At 52.3% G+C, this 20252-nt stretch carries 16 protein-coding genes; 8 read left to right on the forward strand and 8 right to left on the reverse strand.

Annotated features, from left to right (window positions below):
• Nucleotides 1-78 precede the first annotated feature (78 nt).
• Complete coding sequence (gene tmcC, locus G497_RS0108170) at nucleotides 79-738, reverse strand: TmcC family electron transfer complex membrane anchor subunit (protein WP_027187785.1); 660 nt, start codon at nucleotides 736-738, stop codon at nucleotides 79-81.
• A gap of 12 nt (nucleotides 739-750) precedes the next feature.
• A complete protein-coding gene (gene tmcD / locus G497_RS17345; protein WP_034637233.1) occupies nucleotides 751-2037 on the reverse strand; it encodes an electron transfer complex subunit TmcD in 1287 nt (428 codons plus the stop codon).
• Nucleotides 2038-2775: 738 nt separating this feature from the next.
• On the opposite strand from tmcD, the gene G497_RS20600 reads away from it, so the two are divergent.
• The 6 genes from G497_RS20600 (at nucleotide 2776) to G497_RS0108215 (ending at nucleotide 9358) form a co-directional block, all read left to right on the forward strand.
• Complete coding sequence (locus tag G497_RS20600; RefSeq protein WP_245576367.1) at nucleotides 2776-2838, forward strand: type II toxin-antitoxin system prevent-host-death family antitoxin; 63 nt, start codon at nucleotides 2776-2778, stop codon at nucleotides 2836-2838.
• Between the two features lie 341 nt (nucleotides 2839-3179).
• On the forward strand, nucleotides 3180-4619 hold the full coding sequence (locus G497_RS17350) for an HD domain-containing protein (protein ID WP_051257967.1): 1440 nt from the start codon (nucleotides 3180-3182) through the stop codon (nucleotides 4617-4619).
• Nucleotides 4612-5118: a hypothetical protein gene (locus tag G497_RS0108195; protein WP_027187786.1), complete on the forward strand. Its 507-nt coding sequence runs from the start codon at nucleotides 4612-4614 to the stop codon at nucleotides 5116-5118. The genes G497_RS17350 and G497_RS0108195 overlap by 8 nt, the downstream gene beginning before the upstream one ends.
• Nucleotides 5119-5587: 469 nt before the next feature.
• Entirely contained in the window at nucleotides 5588-7042 is a 1455-nt protein-coding gene (locus G497_RS0108200) for a DUF2079 domain-containing protein (protein ID WP_027187787.1), read from the forward strand.
• Nucleotides 7043-7276: 234 nt separating this feature from the next.
• A complete protein-coding gene (locus G497_RS17355; RefSeq protein ID WP_051257968.1) occupies nucleotides 7277-8359 on the forward strand; it encodes a glycosyltransferase in 1083 nt (360 codons plus the stop codon).
• Nucleotides 8360-8443: 84 nt separating this feature from the next.
• Nucleotides 8444-9358: an AraC family transcriptional regulator gene (locus tag G497_RS0108215; protein ID WP_027187788.1), complete on the forward strand. Its 915-nt coding sequence runs from the start codon at nucleotides 8444-8446 to the stop codon at nucleotides 9356-9358.
• 51 nt (nucleotides 9359-9409) lie between these two features.
• Here the strand turns inward: G497_RS0108215 and G497_RS0108220 are convergent, their stop codons facing one another.
• Both G497_RS0108220 and G497_RS0108225 read right to left on the reverse strand, forming a co-directional pair.
• Nucleotides 9410-9892, reverse strand: coding sequence for a CYTH domain-containing protein (locus G497_RS0108220; protein WP_027187789.1), 483 nt, complete (start codon nucleotides 9890-9892; stop codon nucleotides 9410-9412).
• Nucleotides 9893-10170: 278 nt separating this feature from the next.
• On the reverse strand, nucleotides 10171-10659 hold the full coding sequence (locus G497_RS0108225; protein WP_027187790.1) for a GlcG/HbpS family heme-binding protein: 489 nt from the start codon (nucleotides 10657-10659) through the stop codon (nucleotides 10171-10173).
• A gap of 174 nt (nucleotides 10660-10833) precedes the next feature.
• Here G497_RS0108225 and G497_RS0108230 point away from each other — a divergent pair, with 174 nt between their 5' ends.
• Complete coding sequence (locus tag G497_RS0108230; protein ID WP_027187791.1) at nucleotides 10834-11394, forward strand: class I SAM-dependent methyltransferase; 561 nt, start codon at nucleotides 10834-10836, stop codon at nucleotides 11392-11394.
• A gap of 200 nt (nucleotides 11395-11594) precedes the next feature.
• On the opposite strand, the gene G497_RS0108235 is transcribed toward G497_RS0108230, so the two are convergent.
• From G497_RS0108235 to lysA, 4 genes are all read right to left on the reverse strand, one after another.
• The gene (locus G497_RS0108235; RefSeq protein WP_027187792.1) at nucleotides 11595-13193 is read right to left on the reverse strand and encodes a peptide chain release factor 3; all 1599 of its coding nucleotides are present in this window, start codon (nucleotides 13191-13193) and stop codon (nucleotides 11595-11597) included.
• 6 nt (nucleotides 13194-13199) lie between these two features.
• Complete coding sequence (locus tag G497_RS0108240; RefSeq protein WP_034637237.1) at nucleotides 13200-14894, reverse strand: AMP-binding protein; 1695 nt, start codon at nucleotides 14892-14894, stop codon at nucleotides 13200-13202.
• A gap of 269 nt (nucleotides 14895-15163) precedes the next feature.
• The gene (locus G497_RS19150; RefSeq protein WP_051257969.1) at nucleotides 15164-17929 is read right to left on the reverse strand and encodes a response regulator; all 2766 of its coding nucleotides are present in this window, start codon (nucleotides 17927-17929) and stop codon (nucleotides 15164-15166) included.
• A gap of 35 nt (nucleotides 17930-17964) precedes the next feature.
• Nucleotides 17965-19212, reverse strand: coding sequence for a diaminopimelate decarboxylase (gene lysA, locus G497_RS0108250; RefSeq protein WP_027187794.1), 1248 nt, complete (start codon nucleotides 19210-19212; stop codon nucleotides 17965-17967).
• A 242-nt stretch (nucleotides 19213-19454) separates the two neighbouring features.
• Here lysA and G497_RS0108255 point away from each other — a divergent pair, with 242 nt between their 5' ends.
• Nucleotides 19455-19802, forward strand: a complete 348-nt coding sequence (locus G497_RS0108255; RefSeq protein ID WP_027187795.1) for a DVU0772 family protein — start codon at nucleotides 19455-19457, stop codon at nucleotides 19800-19802.
• The last annotated feature ends 450 nt before the right edge of the window (nucleotides 19803-20252 follow it).

Here is a 20252-nt window from a genome sequence, read left to right on the forward strand (position 1 = left end):
GAAGCCTTTATGCTGTGCAGCCAGAGTATGCTGCACGTATGTGCACCCCAGCGCCTGCCATGCAGGCCGTGTGCTTTGTTACCAGTCTGGGCAATGGCGCACTGCGCCAAATTCAGACCCCATGTACGCCCTGGTAAACGGCACAAACAGCGCGTGGGAAAGGCGTGTAAACGGAATGGCAACCAGTACCGCTTCACCTGAAAGAACGTGCAGCAGTGTCATAAGCAGTGGGTCGCCCACACTTTGGCGCACAAGAAGGGCCGTAATAAAAGGCAGGGTTGCCAGGCCCAGGGCCAGCCAGTCGCCGGGGGTGGAAACAAAGCGAACAGTGGAGTTGCTGAGGCGGCGCACAAGAAAATAGGCGCAGGAAAGTGTGGCAATAATGGTTAGCGCGGAAGCCACTTGCGGCGGCAACGCCCACACCCGCATCCCAAAGGCATATTCCCATAAAATGGCATGCCCCTGTGCGAACAGGGCAAGCAGAATGAAGGAAATGTGGAAGGCAAAGGTAGCAAAAGTCAGCACCGGGTTTTTCTGCCAGCCAAGGGTGGCAAAGGGGGTCATCCAACGGGCAATGGAACGCATGCCATAGGCTGTGTCAAAATAGGCAACGGCAGCCATTTCCTTGTTTTTAGCAAGGGATGCCATGCTGAAAATGCGCCATGCGGAACCCACCAGAAAAACAGCCCAGGCGAACCAGGCAAGGGGGCCAACTGCAATGGTATAAAACGTCTGCATTGTATACTCCCCTTAAAAAAGTTCGTTTAACGGCAATACACAGCGCACCAGGGCTCCGTTTTGTACGCCCCTTAGCAAAAGGGACGAACTGTCCGGGCTGAATGCGGGCTGCCATGCCTTGGTGAAGGTTTGGCCCACAGGCTTGTTGTCTATAAACACTGTCATGGTGTCTTTTTTGCGCACCAGGGCGGCAACATGCTGCCCGTTCGGGCTGAATACAGGGGGGTAAGCCATGTCCCAGGCATCATTCCAGGCCACACCATCAACCACCACGCGGAACTCTTCATTTTTGTGCGAAGCAAGGGCCGCAGCGCGGGTGCCTTGGGGGGAAAGCACCAGGTCGGTAACAACGGGGAAAAGAGCATTCCAGGGGGTGTTGTTGCAGGCCACGGTGAACTTGCCGTATTCCGGGGCGACTATTGCCCACAGTTTTTTGGCGTCAAAGCTCCATTGCTGGTTCCAGCACTGGTAGTAGGTGGGCTTCCAAAATTCTGCCCCGTCTACCGCCATGCCCCAGCGCCCGCCTTTACGGAAAGGGGCTGCCACAGCAGAGCCCAGCGGGTCAAAGCTTGGGGCCCATACGCAGTTGTAGGTTGTTGGCCAGGGGGTGCCATTTACGGCAATGGTGTACTCAAATTCGTTTAAGCGCACCTGGGCGGCAACTTGTTCTTCCCCCAGGCAATTAAATACTGGGGTCCAGGCGTTTACAAACGTTTGTTCCCAGGCGGTGCCATTGACGGCTACGGTGTATGCACCCTTGGCAAACGTTTCCAGGTCTGCCTGCTTCAGCGGCACAACCTGCACTACAGCGGCACTATTCTTTCCTGTGGGGGAAAGGGAAAAGTCGGTAGCGTTGTCATGCAATTCGGCCCATGGCTCGCCTTCCTTGCACATGCCATATTGCATGTCGCTTTGGATGGAAGCATAAATTTGGCTCTGGCCCCCAAACATGGTGTTCCAGATAAAGTCGAAGCGTTCTTCCCATGGGGTGCCGTCTACTGCCACTGTCCATTGGTCGTCTTCCATCACCAGGGCAGTAAGGCGGCCGTCTGGGGCAAAGCGGGGCATCCATGCTTTTTCAAATGACTGTTCCCATTGCCCGTCATTCACGCGCAATGTAAAGCTGTCATCTTCAAGGCGTACAACTGCCGCCATGTGTGTTCCATCCGGGGAAACGTACAGCTCTTCCTGCCACGCTTCGGGGTCTTTGGGCAAAACAGAAGCCACTACTGTTTTTTTGCCTTTTTCCCAGTCCCATTCACTTGCGAAAGAAGCTGGCTGAGAACCAGAATTCTTCATGAACGCCTCCTTGGAGTACTCTTTGTTTCACCTGTATTTGCCCTTCCCGGTAATGAGAAGTGCCTAAATAGGGTGAAGAATAAATAGAGTTCACATATAACCAAATATTTTAATAATGCTAATTAATGATTTGTATAAAGTAAACATAAAATAGTGGTATGTGTTGGTGTGCAGGGTAAAAAATACTGTATTAAATTGATAGTTACTTGTAGCACTTTGGTGTTTTTTTTGCATTTTAATTTAGACAAAATACATATGATATTGTTCATTTTTTATATTGCTAGTAATTTCTAGGGTAATAACGGTATTATTAAATTTTGATTTTGAGTTTCAGTTGCTTTGTATCATATTCATACGAATGCCTGTGCGGTGTTGCTGTTTGCAATGGCCCGCAGGAATTGTTTGTGGACTTAACTATTATGTGTTTTTCCTACAATGTGCCGAATTTTCCCCTTGATTTGCATGCCATGGGATTGATGGTGGAGTGGTATGCTAGATGCACTATGCTCTTTGTCGTGTGGCATTTTCGTCAATAGATAGTTTTTACATACAGCATGAAGACGTAACAGCCCTATTCTAGAAAATACGAGACAACTTGCCATGAGCCTTTATTTGGCTGTAATTTAGGGTAAGGAATGCCAAAGAGCCGTTTATGTGCCCAAGCCAAATTATTAAGTCCATCAGCTATGTGGAGGCCCACAGGCCCCAGTTCTGGAACAGGTGAATACATCTGGCCCTATGTTAATTACGCAGAACGGCGAAGCCGCTGCCGTACTCATGGGTGTCAAAGAGTATGAATAGCTTGCTGAAAGCATGCCCTGCTGAAAATACTTTTCCTTGGTGTATATTCTATCGTCCGGAATCAGATGAAGTTTTTGTGCTGCACGTGCTGGAAGGAAGGGGGATGGCGGAGCTGTTGCTGGGTAAGGGGGGATACTTCAATTCTCTTCAAATACGTGGCGGTGATAGCAAATTTTCATATCAAATTCGGTCTTGACTTCAACCTTCACGGATTTCCCGTGTCTTTGCCGACTCGATCTTCCGATGGGTAGTTTACAGGTCAATGTAACTGTTGTATACGCGTTCAAGCTGATGACGATAATGTCGTTTTCTCCAACGTACCTAAGCAGGGAAATTATCGAGTGAGCTCCATCCTTCCGGCAACCAAAAAAACATATGCAGGGCGCATACGCGATCCGCTATATGATCTTATCGAATTTGATGGTTCTCTTCTTGGGAGGGCTCTATGGAAAGTCATCCAGTGCCCCGCCTTTCAACGGTTACGCCGCATCAAACAGCTTGGGTTTTCCGATTATGTTTATCCTGGGGCAACGCATACAAGATTTGTTCACAGCTTGGGCGTATTTCATACAGCCAAAAATCTTCTGGGGCTTATTGAAGCGATTTTGGGTCAAAATGACTACGACTCAAATAAGGCGGACGAGGCTCTAGCGGCGGCTCTGCTGCATGACATTGGGCATGGCCCGTTTAGTCATGCCTTTGAACGTGTAGGGGCTGAGTTTGAATTGTCACTTGCAGATCATGAAAAAGTAAGTAGTCTTATCATTCGGGACTCCGAAATAGCGAAAATTTTAAACGGGTTCCGAAAAGGGTTTAGCGACAGTGTCGCGGATATGATTTTGGCGAAAGGTTCCGACATATATGGTGCAGTTGTCTCAAGCCAATTTGATGCTGATAGATTGGATTATATGCAGCGAGACCGTCTTATGACAGGAACTAGGCTCAGCGGGATTGACCTAACTTGGCTACTTTCTAATCTTGAAATTGGATACATTCCTACAGGCATGGACGATTCCGAGCTAGATTCACTACAAACATTTGTATTAAATAAAAAAGCTCGCCACGCGGCGGAAGCTTATGTTTTGGGTTTGTTTCAGCTCTATCCGACAATCTATTATCACAAGGCAACCCGCTGTATGGAAACAGTGGCAGCTCGAATGTTAGTGCGGATTTTTAGCCTAGTTAAGGATGAACAAGTCGCAGCAACAGGCTTATCGGAGGATCATCCGTACATTTTATTTTCTCGGTATCCGAATGAACTTGGCAGGTTGTTGTCTCTTGATGATACTGTCATTATGGGGGCTCTCCCTATGCTTATGAAAGCGGCCGACCCCGAAATAAAGAAATATGCAACGCTTTTGTATAATCGCATTATGTATAAATGTTTTGACATTAGCCTTAAATTTGAAAAAAATATTCTTGATGCCTTGCCGCCAGAGGCTACCGAAGAAGTAAAACGAATTACTTTGAAGACAAATTGGGATAAACTTGAACATGAGATTAGGGGAAGATTGGCCTCTGCCGGAATATGTAACTGTCAAGTTCTCATGGACTCCGGAGACAGATCTCCTTACAAAGAGTTGGACCCTAGCAAACGGGCATCCCCGTTGAACCAAATTCATGTCCATGACAGTGCCGGACAACGTGTCGATATTAGTCATGATTCTGACATTATCCGCGCGGTTAAGGTTTTTCGATTTTATCGGATTTATGTTGACAGAAAAGATGTCAACAGTTTGCAGTTGGTCGAACAGTACATAAAGGAGAATCGCTATGCCTAACAAAGACTCTGCCACCAAAGTGGTGGATATTATACGTGATTCCGGTGGGCGTCTGGTTGGCAGAACACGGCTCCAAAAAATTGCATATTTATTGGAAGTTGCCGGGTGCGGAAATGGTTTCCAATTTAGCTACCATTATTACGGTCCGTATAGCGAGCAGGTTGCTGATGCTGCAATACAGGCACAAACGCAGGGGCTACTGCAAGAGGAAGAGAAGCATACAACTTGGGGCACAACTTATTCTGTATATAAAACAAATGTAGAAAATGTTCAGGTAGACACCGCCCGCTGCCGATTGATCAAGGTAGCCAATCAAGCTGACGCTGTGGATCTGGAACTTGCCGCTACAGCAGCATACTTGGCAAATCAAGGTAGCCAAGATGCGTGGATTTCCACTGCAAACTTAAAGCCCGATAAGGCGAAAAAGCATCTTGATTCTGCTAAGAAGTTATATAAAGCATTACATCGACTTTCTGGTTGTCTTCCAGACATTAAATAAAGTTTGAGTTTTGGATTTTAATTGTATTCAAAATTTTTTCTCTTCATCTATGCATGTTCAGTTCGAAGTATGAGAAATTTAAATTTTATGTATGGGTAGCTTGATAAGTATAATTTTTATTCCGGTTTGGAATGCTTGATTATTTAATGTTTTTTTGCATGTTTATGATCTATTCATCTCCGCCATGTAGTGTAAAAACAGCATGGCGGTTTTTTGTTGTGGCGGGGCAGTGGGGCTGTGGGGGGAGTGCCACCGGGCTCTTTGTCTTTTTCGCGGAGGAGCAAACAAACCAGAACAACAGGCTGGCGCGGTAGCTGCACACACATAACAACGGGTTGCTGCCTCTTCTGCCTTATGCCACACGAACTATACAACTATACACCTAAAATTTTCTGTGGTAGTTTTTCACTGTTCAAGGTCGTTCCGCGCCTAAGCCATCTGCTCCTGCATTAACGAAGAGGGAACCGTTTTGTCACTGCTGAAAAAAAGTTTTTTCCCCTGGCGGGTTGTTGTTCATATTGCTTTTCCCCTGTGCCTTTCCTTTTTTTTCTTTGTGGGCAGCCTTTACAGGCTGTATAGTTTTCGTGTGCATGACGGCGACTATGGCATTTTCACCAATATTTTATGGAACTTTGCCAACGGCAACGGGTGGCGCTGCTCTTTGTATGAAGGAGAGGTAAGGGTTAACTTTTTGGCAGACCATTTTGCCATGCTTGTTGCCCCCCTTTCCCCGTTATTCAAGCTGTTCCCCAGCCTCTATACCCTTTCTGTATTGCATTCCCTGGCTTTTTCCGTTTCATTTTTTCTGGTGCCATTTCTTGTAAAGGAAATTTGGCGCGCTGGGGGAAGAAAGGACTACCTGCCTTCTGCCTTGTTCCTTATGTCCTTGCTGGCGTTCTATAAACCATTCATTGCAAGCTGGCTTTTTCAGGCCCACATGACAACCCTTGTGGTGCCTTTTGCGTTTGCCACACTGCTGTTGCTGCACAAACAGCGCCTTTTTTGGGCGGCAGTATGTGCCGTTATTGTTGCGCTGGCGCAGGAACGCGCTGTGGTTGCTGTGTTTGGGCTGGGTATGTATGCCTTTGGTATTACCCGTAACAGGCGGCTTGGCGCGGCATTATGTATTGCTTCTGCGGCCTATTTTTTTGCTATTGTCAAATTCATTATTCCTTCCTTTTACCAGGGGCAGGGGGCATATTATTACAATAGCTTTATTCGGCCATTTTCCATGCTGGGGGAAAAACTGTTATTTTGTTTCAGCCTGCTCTACAAACTGTTTTTTTTGCCGGTTCTTGGTAAAAACGCTCTTTGGGCATGCGCCTGTGCCCTGCCTGTGCTCGGCATTGCCCTTGTTTCCAGCCGCGACGTGATGCTGGGGTTTGCCTACCATTACCAAGACCTTCCTTCTGTGTTTCTCTTCACAGCAGCGGTACACGGGTTACTCTGGTTACAGGCCCAAGCCTTTTTTAAACGGTTACGCCCTCAGGCCGTGTTGCTTGCCGTTATTGTGTGCATGGCAATTGCTGGCCAAAATACATGGAGAGCCTCGCCTTTCAAAGTAGTTCTTGGCATACGCCCCGATGCGGCCGTGACCCAATTACATGCAGAACTTGCTCCCTTCCTGCACTTGCCAGAACACATACATGTCTATTCAGATTGTTTTATTGGCCCGCAGCTTTCCTTACGTAAATACCGGTTCCAAATTGTTCCCTGGAATGTAGAACAAACATTCACCAGCAGCATTGTTCTTGTTGGCACACACCAGGTGCCTTTTGATAAATACCGCGATGCCATTGCCAAAGTTGGGGTGAACAAAAGTCTTACTCTGGTGAAACAGACAGACGTGCTTTCAATCTATTTGAGCAATGACTTGCTGGGGACAGATTTGTATACACAAATTCGTGCGTCAGATTCGCAGTAACCATGGGTTTATTCGGCAAGGCCTGCCTAGCCAGAATACGTTTGACCGCACCAAAGAAGGGCCATGCACATGCAGGGCAACGGGGGCAACTGGTGCATTTACCAAAACCATGCTATTGGGTTTTCCTCAAACGGGTTTTCAGCCTCTGCTACAGGGAATAGTTAGCGGAACCGATTGAGCTGAACCTTTGATGTATTGCCCCAACCATTTCATAGCCGAGGGTGAATAGATTCTATGTCCGAATATGCCGTCATAATCCCCACGCTTAACGAAGCTGGCAATGTGAGCATTCTCGTGGAGCGTCTGGAAAAAGTCCTGCAAGGCCTGGACTGGGAAGCTATTTTTGTAGACGACAGTTCCACAGACGGCACCCTGGCAGAGTTGCATGCCCTGGCAGTAAGCAACAGGCGTGTGCGTTACCTGCGGCGTATTGGCAGGCGCGGCCTTGCCTCTGCCTGTATTGAAGGGATGATGTCTACAGCGGCCACTTACATAGCCGTTATGGATGCCGACCTGCAACACGACGAAAGCAAGTTAACAGATCTTTTCGGGCCGCTTGCTTCCGGTGAAGCCACGGTGACCGTTGCCAGCAGGTACACAGGCGACGGTGGTACCGGTTCATGGGACAAAAAACGGGTGGGCATGAGCAAGCTGGCAACTTGGTTTGCCCAGCACAACCTTACGGCGGCATGTTCAGACCCTATGAGTGGTTTTTTTGCCCTGCACCGAAGCATTATTGACGCAGCGGCCCCCAAAGTGCAGTCCCGCGGGTTCAAAATTTTGTTTGATGTACTCACTATTCCGGGCTTGCCTGTGCGGGTGAAAGAAGTGCCGTATACCTTCAGGGAACGCACCCTTGGCAGCACCAAGCTTTCCTATTCCGTTATTGTGGATTTTTTATGGCTGCTCCTTAGCAAATATGTAGGCCGCCTGTTCAACCTGGAATTTGTTATGTTCTGTATTATTGGCCTGCTGGGTGTGCTTGTGCATATGGGTGTTTTGTTCGTTGTATACCGGCAAATGGATTTTTCTTTTTTGGTGGGGCAAACAGCCGCCAGCCTTTGCGCCATGACATCCAACTTTTTATTGAATAACAGAATTACTTTTGAAGAAAACAAACTGACAGGGAGCCCCCTGATTCTCGGCTATTGCAAGTTTGTGGCAGCCTGTTCACTGGGGATGTTTGTTAACATTGCGGTTTCCGACTATTTGCTCGAAAATGGTATGTTTTGGCTGTTTGCCGCAGGCACAGGCACAGTTATTGCCTCTGTTGTTAACTTCTTTTTTGCCCGGTTCTTTATTTGGCGTTTGGAATAACCGGAAATACACAAAGCGTCCTTTCCCCCACATTCCGCAAAAAAAGTCGAGCAGGCCACGCCCTGCCACGCTATACCTGTGCCCATGAAAGCCACCCAACTCTCGTACCAAGACCGTTTACGCCACGTGTTGCGCCATATTGAAGACAATTTGGACAACTCGCCCAGCCTGGAAGAACTCAGCCGCATTGCTTGCTTTTCTCCCTACCATTTTCACCGTATTTTTACGGCCATAATGGGGGAGTCGGTTGCGGCGTATGTGCGCCGCCTATTGTTGCAGCGGGCCGCGGCGCAGCTTTCTTATTCCGGGGAAGCCATAACCCAGGTGGCGCTGGGGGCAGGGTATGACAGTGTGGACGCTTTTACGCGGGCTTTTCGCGCGGCATTTGGCGCATCCCCTTCTGTTTACCGCCGCAATGGCGGTTCCCTGGCCGCTGCTGCCCGGCAAAACGCAGGGGTGCCTCTTTTTTACCACCAAATTGTGGGAGTACCTTGCATGAATGTGACCATTAAGCCTTTTCCCCCGCGCCTTGCTGCCACGGTGCGCCACGTTGGCCCCTATGTAGACTGTGGCTCGGCCTGGGGGCAACTGTGTGCCGCTGTAACAGCGCAAAATTTGTTTACTCCGCACACCCTCTCAGTCAGTATATGCCATGACGACCCGGACATTACCCCGCCGGAAAAATGCCGCATGGATGTGTGCGTGACCCTGCCGGAAGGCATGGGGGAGAAAGACCCGGCCCTTGCCCCGCTGCTGGAGGGAACAGGCGTGTACCTGACCACAGTGGGCGGTACTGGGGAATATGCTTCTGTGCTGGTTAAAGGGCCATATTCCCTGCTGCACCCCACCTACCGTTCCCTGTTTGGGGAGTGGCTGCCAGCCAGTGGCAGGGAAGTGGGCAATGCTCCGGGCCTTGAAATTTACCACAATTGCCCAGAAAAGGTTGCCCCGGAAGAGCTGCTCACGGAAATACTCATTCCCTTGCAGCCGAAACAATAAGGGCCTGTACATGGGGGGAGGGGCGTAACGCCTCTCCCTTTTTTCTCGGTTTTAAGAACCAGTTTTTTTGCCCCACTGGCTGAATGGCAGTGCCACCAGACTGGAATTATAGTAGCGGGGGTCGCCTGTTACTTCCTCCCCAAGCCACTCCGGTTTTGGGAAGGGAGCGTCTTCGCGCTCCAGCTCAATTTCTGCCACAATCAGGCCCTTGTTTTCCCCTAAAAATTCATCCACTTCCCACACCACACTGCCCACAGGAATAATGGTGCGTATTTTCTCGATAAGGGGCTTTCTCGCCAGCGTGTCCAACATAGCATTGGCGTCTGCCACGGGAATGGCATATTCATACTCGGCACGGGTTATGCCCACAGTAGCGCCCTTGATGGTTAAAAAGGCCTGCTCCCCTGCCGTGCGCACCCGCACGGTGCACTCCCTGGCGCTGTTCAGGTAGCCTTGGCGCAGCAAAATGCCTTCTCCTTCCTTGCGCCAGGCATTGCCTGTGACCAAAAACTTGCGCTCAATTTCTGTTGCCATGGGGAGTTCCTTTTTCCGCTTCTGCGGCGGTAAAGATGCTTTGGCGGCACAGCCGCCTATGCCCCGCCTTGGCGCTCCAAGGCTCGCTACGCTCGCGACTGCCGTCGGCTTTAGGGGAAAATGGCACGGAGATAGCTCTGGCACTAGGGAAACTATTTAAATAAGTGGAGCGTGTGGCAAGGACAAGGAAAAGGCTGTTTTTTGCGAAAGGAGTGGACTCTTTGGTCCTCGACTAGAGCAAAAAACAGCCTTTGACGCAGTAATTGCCCGCGATACGCTTATTTGAAGGAGGAGACACCGGCTTTTGCAACCGCCATATCCTCCTCAACACTGCCGCCGCTCACGCCAATGGCACCCACAATGACGCCGTCTTTGTTCTTCAGCAGTTCGCCGCCGCCAAAAATCATCAGGCCATTGTTAGAAACTTCAATGCCGTACAGGGGCTTGCCCACCTGGGAAGCGGCCCCAAGGTCTTGGGTAGACATGTTGAAATAGCGGGCTGTCATGGCCTTTTTAATGGAAATGTCGATGCTGCCAATGAATGCGCCGTCCATGCGTTCAAATGCCCGCAAATGGCCGCCTGCATCCACAATGGCAATGTTCATGGGCACGCCCTGTGCTTCTGCCTTAACCATGGCAGCGTGCATAACGGTGCGTGCCTGGGTCAGGGTAAGGTCCCCAGCAAGTTGCAGCTTGCTTACATCTGCGGCCATAGCAGTGGCGGTGAACCCAAATACAAAGCAAATAACCAGTAATAAAGAACGCATGTGTGCCTCCGGGGCAAAAGGATTGTGGAGCCAAAAACATGAAGTAATTATACGTGAAGTTGCGGTGCCTGTCACGCAGTAAGGGGACGCCTTGCTGCCCAGTGGTGCGTGTGCTACCTTTTGTACTGGCATGGCAGAAATGCCTTGCCCATGTATGCACCGTAAGGAGTCTCTATGAACGAAAAAATTCAGCGCAAACTGGGCAAGCTGGAATCGCCTGTTCGCCTTGCCGAATTGGCCCCGCACATATGCCTGGACATGCTGGGCCTGACCCCGGCAAAGGTGTTTTGCGACATGGGCGCTGGCACAGGGCTGTTTTCCTTTGCGGCAAGCCCAAGGGCAGCGCAGGTGTACAGCCTGGAACTGGATGCCGACCTGCTGACCTATATGCAGGAAAAAGCCGCGGCCCTTGGCATTACCAACATGCATGTGGTGCAGGGGGAAGAAAACAGCCTGCCTTTGCCTGCGGCTTCCTGCCATGCCGTGCTGCTGTGTACGGTGCTGCATGAACTGGAACACCCGCAGCAAACCCTGGAGCAAATACGGGCTGTGCTGCGCCCCGGCGGCACCTTGGGTATTATTGAATTTCATAAAAAAGCCACCCCGGTTGGCCCGCCAGAGGCGGTGAGGGTGGCTGAAGAAGACGTGAAAGCCCAGGTGCAGGCCGCAGGCTTTACCTTGCAGCACTCCCGGCACCTGGGAGAAAACTTCTACTTTCTGGTGTTTGGCGTGTAGGGAGTTTTATTGATTTTTATTGGGGGACGCTGTCCCCCAGCCCCCTGCAAGGGACGTGACGCCCCTTGACCCCCATTAGCGTTCAGTTTTCCGCTTTGCGGAAAGCTGAACGCAAGGGTGGGGTTCCAAGGGCATCATGCCCTTGGCGGAGGGGGTTGGGGAGGCAGAGCCTCCCCAATGAAAATAATCGGTTACCCCGCCTACCCAATTTCTCTGGTGGTGCGGAACTCCACATGCGGGTAGCGTTCCTCGGCTGATTCCAGCTTCCACGGGTTGGGGGCCAGGTAGGTGAGCGCGCCTTCCGCATCCATTGCAAGGTCGTGGTGGTAATAGTCCTGAAAGTCGGCAAACTGGGCCTTGTTGGTGGAATGCACCCAGCGGGCCGTGGAAATGTTCACGGGCTCATAGCTTGCGTTCACGCTGTATTCATCGGCAAGGCGGGAAACAATCACGTCGAACTGCAACACGCCCACAGCCCCTAGAATGTAGTCGTTGTTCACCAGGGGGCGGAAAAGTTGCACAGCCCCTTCTTCGGCCAGTTGTTCCAGGCCTTTTTGCAACTGTTTCGTTTTCAGAGGGTCGCGCAGGCGCACCCGGCGGAAATGTTCCGGGGCAAAGCTGGGTATGCCCACAAACTTCAGCGGCTCTTTTTCTTCGGTGAAGGCGTCGCCAATTTTTATGGTGCCGTGGTTAGGAATGCCAATAATGTCACCTGCATACGCTTCTTCCACCCCGGCCCTGTCCTGAGCCATGAACATAAGGGCGTTGGCCACAGCCACTTCCTTGCCTGTTCTGTGGTGGCGCAGCTTCATGCCACGGGTAAATTGGCCGGAGCAAATGCGTAAAAAGGCCATGCGGTCGCGGTGGGCCTTGTCCATGTTGGCCTGAATTTTAAACACAAACCCGGTAAAGGCTTCTTCGTCTGGCTGCACCATGCGGGAAACGGTTTCCCGCGCTTTGGGGCCAGGGGCCAGGGTTACAAAGGTGTCCAGCAGCTCTTTTACCCCGAAGTTGTTCACGGCGCTGCCAAAAAACACGGGGGTCAGTTCCCCTTTCAGGTAGCGTTCCACATCAAAGGGGGTGCCTGCTTCTTCCAGCAGGGCAAGGTCCAGGCGCAGGTTATCTGCCAGGTCGCCCAGGCATTCGTCCAGCTTGGGGTCTTCCAGGCCGTTAATAATAATTTGCGGTTCCTGCACCCGGCCCCCGTGGGTGGGGGAAAACAGCCGCAGCATGCCTGTGCGCAGGTCGTAGGTGCCTTTAAATTCTTTGCCCATGCCCACAGGCCAGGTAAGGGGCACGCATTCAATGCCCAGGTGGGCTTCAATGTCGGCCATCACTTCCAGGGGGGGCAGGCCTTCGCGGTCCAGCTTGTTCACAAAGGTCATAATGGGCGTTTGGCGCATGCGGCATACGTCCATCAGCTTTTTCGTTTGTGTTTCCACCCCTTTTGCGGAGTCAATAACGAGCAGGGCAGAGTCCACAGCGGTAAGTACCCGGTAAGTGTCTTCTGAAAAATCCTGGTGGCCTGGGGTGTCTAGCAGGTTCACTTCATAGTCGTTGTACGTGAATTTCATCACCGAGGTGGTTACGGAAATGCCCCGTTGCTTTTCCATGGCCATCCAGTCGGAAGTGGCGTGGCGGCCCGACTTTTTGGCTTTTACCGTGCCTGCAAGCTGAATGGCCCCGCCAAAAAGCAGTAACTTTTCGGTAAGTGTTGTTTTACCGGCATCCGGGTGGCTGACAATGCCAAAGGTGCGGCGGCGGGCAATTTCCTGCGTAATGGTGTTGTGTAGCGACATATGGTTTTATTCCGGTTCAACGTACAGATAACGCTTGATTTTGTGGGTGGGTGTTTTTTCAAAGGGTTCTGGCTGTTCCAAAATTTTGTGAATTTTGGCAAAGGAAGAAACCCGCAAGTTGGCCGTTTCGCGTATTTCCTGCAACAGGGCGTTGCGTTTTTCCGCCATTTCCAGGGCGCTTATGCGGCCAAAGGCTTCGTCCATTTTTGCGGCATCAAGGTGCACTTTTGCGGCCACTTTGCCTTCCGACTGGTACACCAAGGCTTCCAGCACCAGGGGCGATTCCATAAGAAGCGATTCCACTTCTTCCGGGTAAATATTTTCCCCGCTGGGGCCAAGAATCATGTTTTTGGAGCGGCCGCGCACGTACACATAGCCGTCTTTGTCCATAAAGCCAAGGTCTCCGGTGCGCAGCCAGCCGTCGTCAAACGTCAGGGCAGTGCTTTCCGGGTCTTTATAATAGCCGCGCATAATGCTGGGGCCTTGCACCTGAATTTCCCCTTCCCCGGTTTCCGGCTTCACGTTGGCAATGCGCATACGTATGTCTTGCACGGGTTTGCCCGCGCTGGTAACGCGTTGCCGTTCTGGCAGGCAACCAGAAAGCAGGGGGCTTGTTTCCGTAAGGCCATAGCCAATAGTGTAAGGGAATTTGGCCTCATGTAAAAAAAGTTCAGTGCCATAGGAAAGGGGCGCCCCGCCAATGGCAAGTACCCGCAGCCTGCCCCCAAACACTTCGCGCAGTTTTTTGCCGGCAGAGCGGTTCATGAATTTACGCATGAAGGGAATGCGGTACAAAAAACGCAAAAGCGGGCTGGCCGTCAGCTTGGGGAGAATGGAACTTTTATACATTTTTTCCATGACCAGGGGCACAGCAAGCATGAACTGGGGCTTCACCTGGGCCAGGGCAGGCAGCAGCACCCTGGGGGTGGGGGGCTTGTCCAGGTACACCACCTGCATACCCTGTGAAATGGGCAGGGCAAGGCCAAGGGTGCATTCAAAGGTGTGGGCCAGGGGCAAAATGGAAATCATGCATTCTTGCGGCAACAGCTCCACCAGGTTTCGCGTCATCATGACATTGGAAACAATATTGCGGTGGGTCAGCATAACCCCTTTGGAATGGCCTGTGGTGCCGGAAGTGTAAATAATGGCGGCAAGGTCTTCTTCCCCCGGGGCCTGGGGCGGGGTGGAAAAGTGGGCCATGGCCTTTTCCCGCAATTTGCGAAATTCGCGCAGGCCCGCTTCCTTCAGTTCTTGCAGCCTGTCTTTGGGTGGGCTTTGTTCAATGGGAGAAAAGGTTTCAAGGTGCACAAACAGCGGGGCAGGGTTAAATTTCGGCTGTTCAATTTTGGGCAGGAGTTTTTCCGAAACAAATACCACTTTTGCGGCGGAATGGCGAATGATGTGGGCAATGGCGTCCGGGTGAAATTCCGTTAAAATGGGCACAGCCACAGCGCCCATGGTGGTAATGGCAAAATAGGCAATGCCCCAGTGGGGGCAGTTTTCCCCAAGAATGGCCACGTTGTCGCCAAAGGCAACGCCCTGCTCGGTAAGCCATGTGGAAAGGCTTTTAACGGACTCGCCCAGTTCTGCATAGGTAAGGGGCTCTTGCCCCAGCCGGGTTAGGGCAGGCAGGGCGGCATAGCGTTCCGTGCTTTCCAAAAATAAATGCCGCAATGTGCGGGCAGGGAGGGTATAGGGCATTATGGGTGTCTGGCTTTTATTTTACGGAATGGTAAAGGGGGGGACGCTATACAAAAAATGGACTATGCAAGTCAATACATGTCTCATTCGGGCTGTAAGGCTGTATCATGAAGCAAGGTACGCGGCAAGTATCGTTCAGTGCCGTTTTCCGCTCCGGCGGCACAGTTGCCTATGCCCCGTCTTGTCGCTCCACGGCTCGCTCTGTTCGCGACCGCTATCGGTTTTAAGGCCCCGCCAGGGGGCTGTGCTTGGGCGAGGCGTGTGTTTCCCTAGTGCTTTTTGCCCTGAGGGTGAAAATACTCACGCAACGCATCCCCCAGCTTGTGCAGCATGGGCTCCAGGGCGTCCAGTTGGCTGAACAGGGTGGGGTAGTTTACCTCGCGCAGGGTGTCCAGCATGGCCTGCACATGGTTGCCCAGGTGCCCCGCACCAATGTGCAGTGCTTCCCCGCGCAGGCTGTGCAGCATGGCTTCTAGTTGGCTGGCTTGCCCTGTCATTACCGCACTGCTTATTTCTTCTTGGTAGGCCGGAATTTTTTCCGAAAGGGCAAGCAGCAGTTCACGGTACAGCACGCGGTTGTCCTGGGTGTTGGCAAGGCCTGCTGTCATGTCTACCCCCGGCAGGAACAGGGGTAAATCATCTTCCGCCATGTTCGGGCTGTGCACGCCAATAAACTGTGGTTCCCGCCGCTGGGTTGCCCCTGGGGCAAGCCATTTGTGAATAACCTGCACCACCTCGCCTGCGTCCAGGGGCTTGGCAATGTGGTCGTTCATGCCTGCCTTCAGGCTTCGTTCCTTGTCGCTGGCAAGGGCGTGGGCTGTCATGGCAATAATGGGCAGGCTGCGCAGGTGGGCATGTTTACGAATTTGCTTTGTGGCGGTAAGGCCATCCATTATGGGCATTTGGATGTCCATAAAAATGAGGCTGTAATTGTTTTGCAGCGCTTTTGCCACAGCCTGCTTGCCGTTTTCCGCCACATCCACCTGAAAGCCCGCACTTTCCAAAATTTCCACCGCAATGATGCGGTTAATTTCGTTGTCCTCCACCAGCAGAATATGCGCCCCGGCAAGGGAAGGTGCTTCTTCCTCAGGAATGGCTGCTGGTGCTTCAACGGCCAGAATGCGTGTTTCCTGTTCTGTCAGGAAGGCATTTGCGTCTACTGTTTCAAAGCGGGCGGTGAACACAATGCGGGTGCCTTTGCCCTGCTCACTGTGGCAGGTGACTGTGCCGTGCATGAGTTCTGCCAGCCGGTGCACAATGGAAAGGCCAAGCCCTGCCCCGCCATATTGCCGGGTGTTGGAAACATCGGCCTGGGAAAACAGGGTAAACAGCTTGTGCATGTGCTGCTGTGGAATGCCAATGCCGGAATCTTCCACCACAAAACGCAGGGTGGTTTCCTGTTGGGTAACGCTTACAGGTTCCACAGAAAAGCGCACAAACCCCTGCCGGGTAAATTTGATGGCATTGTCCATGAGGCAGCCAATGGCCTGGGTAAGGCGCTGGGCGTCGCCATGTACCACCCCTGGGGTATGGGGCAGAATGCGCACTTCAAAGGCAAGGCTTTTAGCTTCTGCCGCAGGGCGGTACGTTTCTGCAATGTCTTTGATAATGTCAATGACAGGGAAGGTGTGTTCTTCCAGAAACAGTTTGCCAGCTTCCAGGTTGGAAGAATCCAGAATGTCGTTAATAAGCCGCACAAGGCCTTTGGCCCCGTCTTCAGCCTTTTCCAGGTAGTCGCGCTGGTGGGCTGTAAGGCTGGTGCCCAGCACCAGGTGAATCATGCCCAGAATCGCGTTCATGGGGGTACGAATTTCATGGCTCATGTTGGCAAGAAAGGCGTTTTTTGCCAGGGAACTTTGCTGGGCGGCGTCACGTGCCTGGCGCAGCTTGCGTTCCTGTTCGCGCATTTCCGTCACATCCAGCAGCCAGGCCATGGTGCATTGTTCCCCGTGGTAGTCTGCCAAAAAGGCGTTTACCAGCATTTCCTTGTTCCTGCCATTGGCTGCCTGAATGCCAATAACCCGCCAGGAAAGGGTGCCCTGCCGGTGTAATTCTTCCAGGAACAGCGCGCGCTGGGCTTTGTCTGCATAGGCATTTTCAATGGAATCACCAAGGTGAATGCCCATGAATTCCATGGCAAAGGGGTTGGCAAAGCGAATGATGTTGTCCAGAATCACCACAAAGCACACCGGGCTTGAATCCATGACGGCTTTGAGCAGGCTGCGTTCATCGTCGCGCTCTTGCTGGGCCGTGCGAACTTCAGTGAGGTCCTGGGCATAGCCCACCACAATGGGACCGTGGTGCCAGTTCACCCGTACCAGGGTCACTTCCGTAGGCACCGGGGTGCTGTCTTTTTTCATGTGCAACCATTCAAAGTGCTTGTGGCCTTTGGTGAATGCTTCATGCACATATTCTTTTGCCAGTTCCCGGCTCACGCGGCCGTCTGGCTGCCTTTCCGGCGAAAAGGACATAAAATTGTCGCGGTATTCTTCTTTGTGGTGCAGCCCGAACAGGCGTACCACGGCGTCGTTACAGTCAATAACGTTGCCTTCCGCACTCCAGAAGGTGCTGGCCATGGGGCTGGAATTGAGCATGATGCGGGCGCGTTCTTCGCTTTCATCCACAGGCTTGTCTTGAATGCAGCCCACAAAAACGGTTGCCCCGGCCTCTTCCTGCTGGCCCGCAGGCTGGGCGGTGCCGTCCAGCACCACAGGTTGCCATGCCCCGGTGGTGCGGTTCAGCATACGAAACTCAAGGGAAAAAGGCTCTCCCCCTGTGGGCAAGTGTTTTAAAAAGGCTGCCAGTACGGCATGCTGGTCTTGTGGGTGTACCCATTGCAGGAAAAATTCGCGGGCCAGGGTGGTTTCTTCCGCCCCGGCCCAGCCAATAAGCTCGGCATATTCCGGGTTCAGCTCAAAGGTGGCCGTGTGGCCCTGCACGCAAAAACGCCACATGCCGAGGCGTGCGGTTGCCAGGTGTGTAAGCATTGCTGCCACAGAAGGGGCAAAGGCAGAGGGGGGCAGTGGGTTTGGCATGGGTGTTCCTTTTATCTTCAATGGGGGCGGTGCTGTTATGCAATCTGATACGGCCGCAAAATATCTTCAAGGGTGTCGCGGTGGCGAATAAGCTTGGCTTCCCCTGTTTGGGTAATAAGCACTTCAGCCGGGCGCAGGCGCTGGTTGTAGTTGGAACTCATGGTTATGCCATATGCCCCGGCGTCCAGCACGCCAATGGTGTCGCCTTCACGCAGTTCAGGCAGCATGCGGTCTTTGGCCAGCACGTCGCCTGTTTCGCAAATGTTGCCTACCACCTGCTGGGTGAGCTCTGGGCGCGCTTCCCCTGCCGGGGTATACACCTCAAGGTCGTGGAAGGCGTCATACATCATGGGCCGGGCCAGAATGGAAAAGCCAAGGTCTGTGCCCACATAACGCTTGCCGTGGCTGTTTTTTACGGCATGTACCGTGCCCAGCAAAATGCCGCTTTCCGCCACCACATAGCGCCCTGGTTCAGTAAAAAACTGCCCGGCATAGCCTGTTTTTTCCGCCCAGTTGCTTACCATGGCTGTTAAGGCTGCCCCAAGTGTAGCAAGGTCCAGGCGGGGGGTATTTTCATACTTGTTGTAGGGAATGCCAAACCCGCCGCCAAAATCAATCACTTCCAGGGTGGGGAATTGTTCTGCCGTGTGCAGCAGCCATTCCGCTGCGGCAAGGTAGGCCTGCCCTTCCAGAAAAAGCGAACCCACGTGCTGGTTCAGTCCTACCAGGGTAAGGTTATGCTGGCGCAGCAGGGCCACAAGTTCCGGCAACTCTTCCGCAGAAACGCCAAACTTGGTGTTTTTGCCCGCAGTAACTACCTTGGCATGGTGCCCTGCCCCCACGCCGGGGTTCAGGCGCACCATAATGCGGCCACCGGGCACTGCCTTGCCAAAGGCTGCCACCTGAGAGAGGGAATCCACACTCACATAGGAAGCTTCTTTAGCGGCAAGGGCCAGTTCTGCGGCGTCCACGTTATTGCACACATAGCAAATATCTTGCTTGGTGAACCCGGCAGCCTGCACCAGGGCCAGTTCACCGGGGCTCATGGCGTCTACCTTCAGGCCTTCTTCACGAATAATGCGCAGCAGGGTGGGGTTGGCGTTGGCTTTTGTGGAATAGCTGGCCCGAAAGCCCGGGTGCTGGATAATGCCAGCCATTTCGCGTGCCCGCTGGCGCAGCAGGGTTTCATTGTATACGTATACGGGGCTGCCAAAACGCTGGGCAAGGGAAGCCGGGGTGTGGGGGCCAAAAAACTGGAGGGAAGTGGAATATGCACTGCGCATGAAGAAAAACCTTTAGGTAACTGGCTAATGCCATTGAATTTTAGGCCTGTGCCTGAGGAAAAGAAAGAGGCACAGTATTGACTACCCGGAAAATATAGCCATTTATAATGAATAAGACAACCCGGCTGACCCCTAAGGAAATGCTGATTTATTCCGTTTGGCGGCCTGTAGCATTGGGGCACAACGCACTACACCATATGGGCGCATGGTTGCGCCGAAAAATATACGGACAGGAGTAGCCCATGGGCGCATTATCGCAATTTTCCGACCTGATTATAGACTGGAACCTGACCCCGGAACACGCAGTGACCATGTACCTTGAATGGGGGAACAACGACTATAGCGCGGAATACCCGCCAGTGCGTTCCAAAAACGATGTTTCCACCTATTTTGTGGTGGATACCTGGTCGCCGGAAGGGGCTGTGGTGCGGCTTGTGCGGCGTAATTCTGAGCAGGCAGAAGATTTGGTGACGGTGCCGTTGCCGGAGCACCTTATTCCCAGCCTGAAGGCTGAATGCGGGAATATTAAAGGGATTTTTGCTCCTACGGAGGCGATTAAGGAATGGCTGCGGGAGCAGTTGGGGCATTAATAACTTTTTGAGGAAGAGAATGGAAAAGCCTGTGCAGAGATGCATGGGCTTTTTTTGTTTTGGGATTTTGGGAGAGTTGTGCGGCGTGTTTTTTTGCGGCGTGCCGCCACACCAGCCTGTTATTTTTTGCCGCTCCGCTTGGGTGGAAACACGAAGTTTTTTCGTTTGGCAAGGCATTCGGCGCAAGCACCGTCATCCCCGCGCAGGCGGGGATCCAGTATTTTCAATGTGATAGCGCGTAGTTTTGTGCGGCGTGCCGCCACACCAGCCTAAGCACCGTCATCCCCGCGCAGGCGGGGAACCAGTATTTTCAATGTGATAGCGCGTAGTTTTGTGCGGCGTGCCGCCGCACCAGCCTAAGCACCGTCATCCCTGCAAAGGCAGGGATCCAGTATTTTTTGGGTGATAGTATTTTCTTGCGGCGCAAGCGCCACACCATTCCTCTTTTCT

Origin of the sequence: Desulfovibrio cuneatus DSM 11391, assembly GCF_000430005.1 — a bacterium.
Lineage (GTDB): Bacteria > Desulfobacterota > Desulfovibrionia > Desulfovibrionales > Desulfovibrionaceae > Frigididesulfovibrio > Frigididesulfovibrio cuneatus.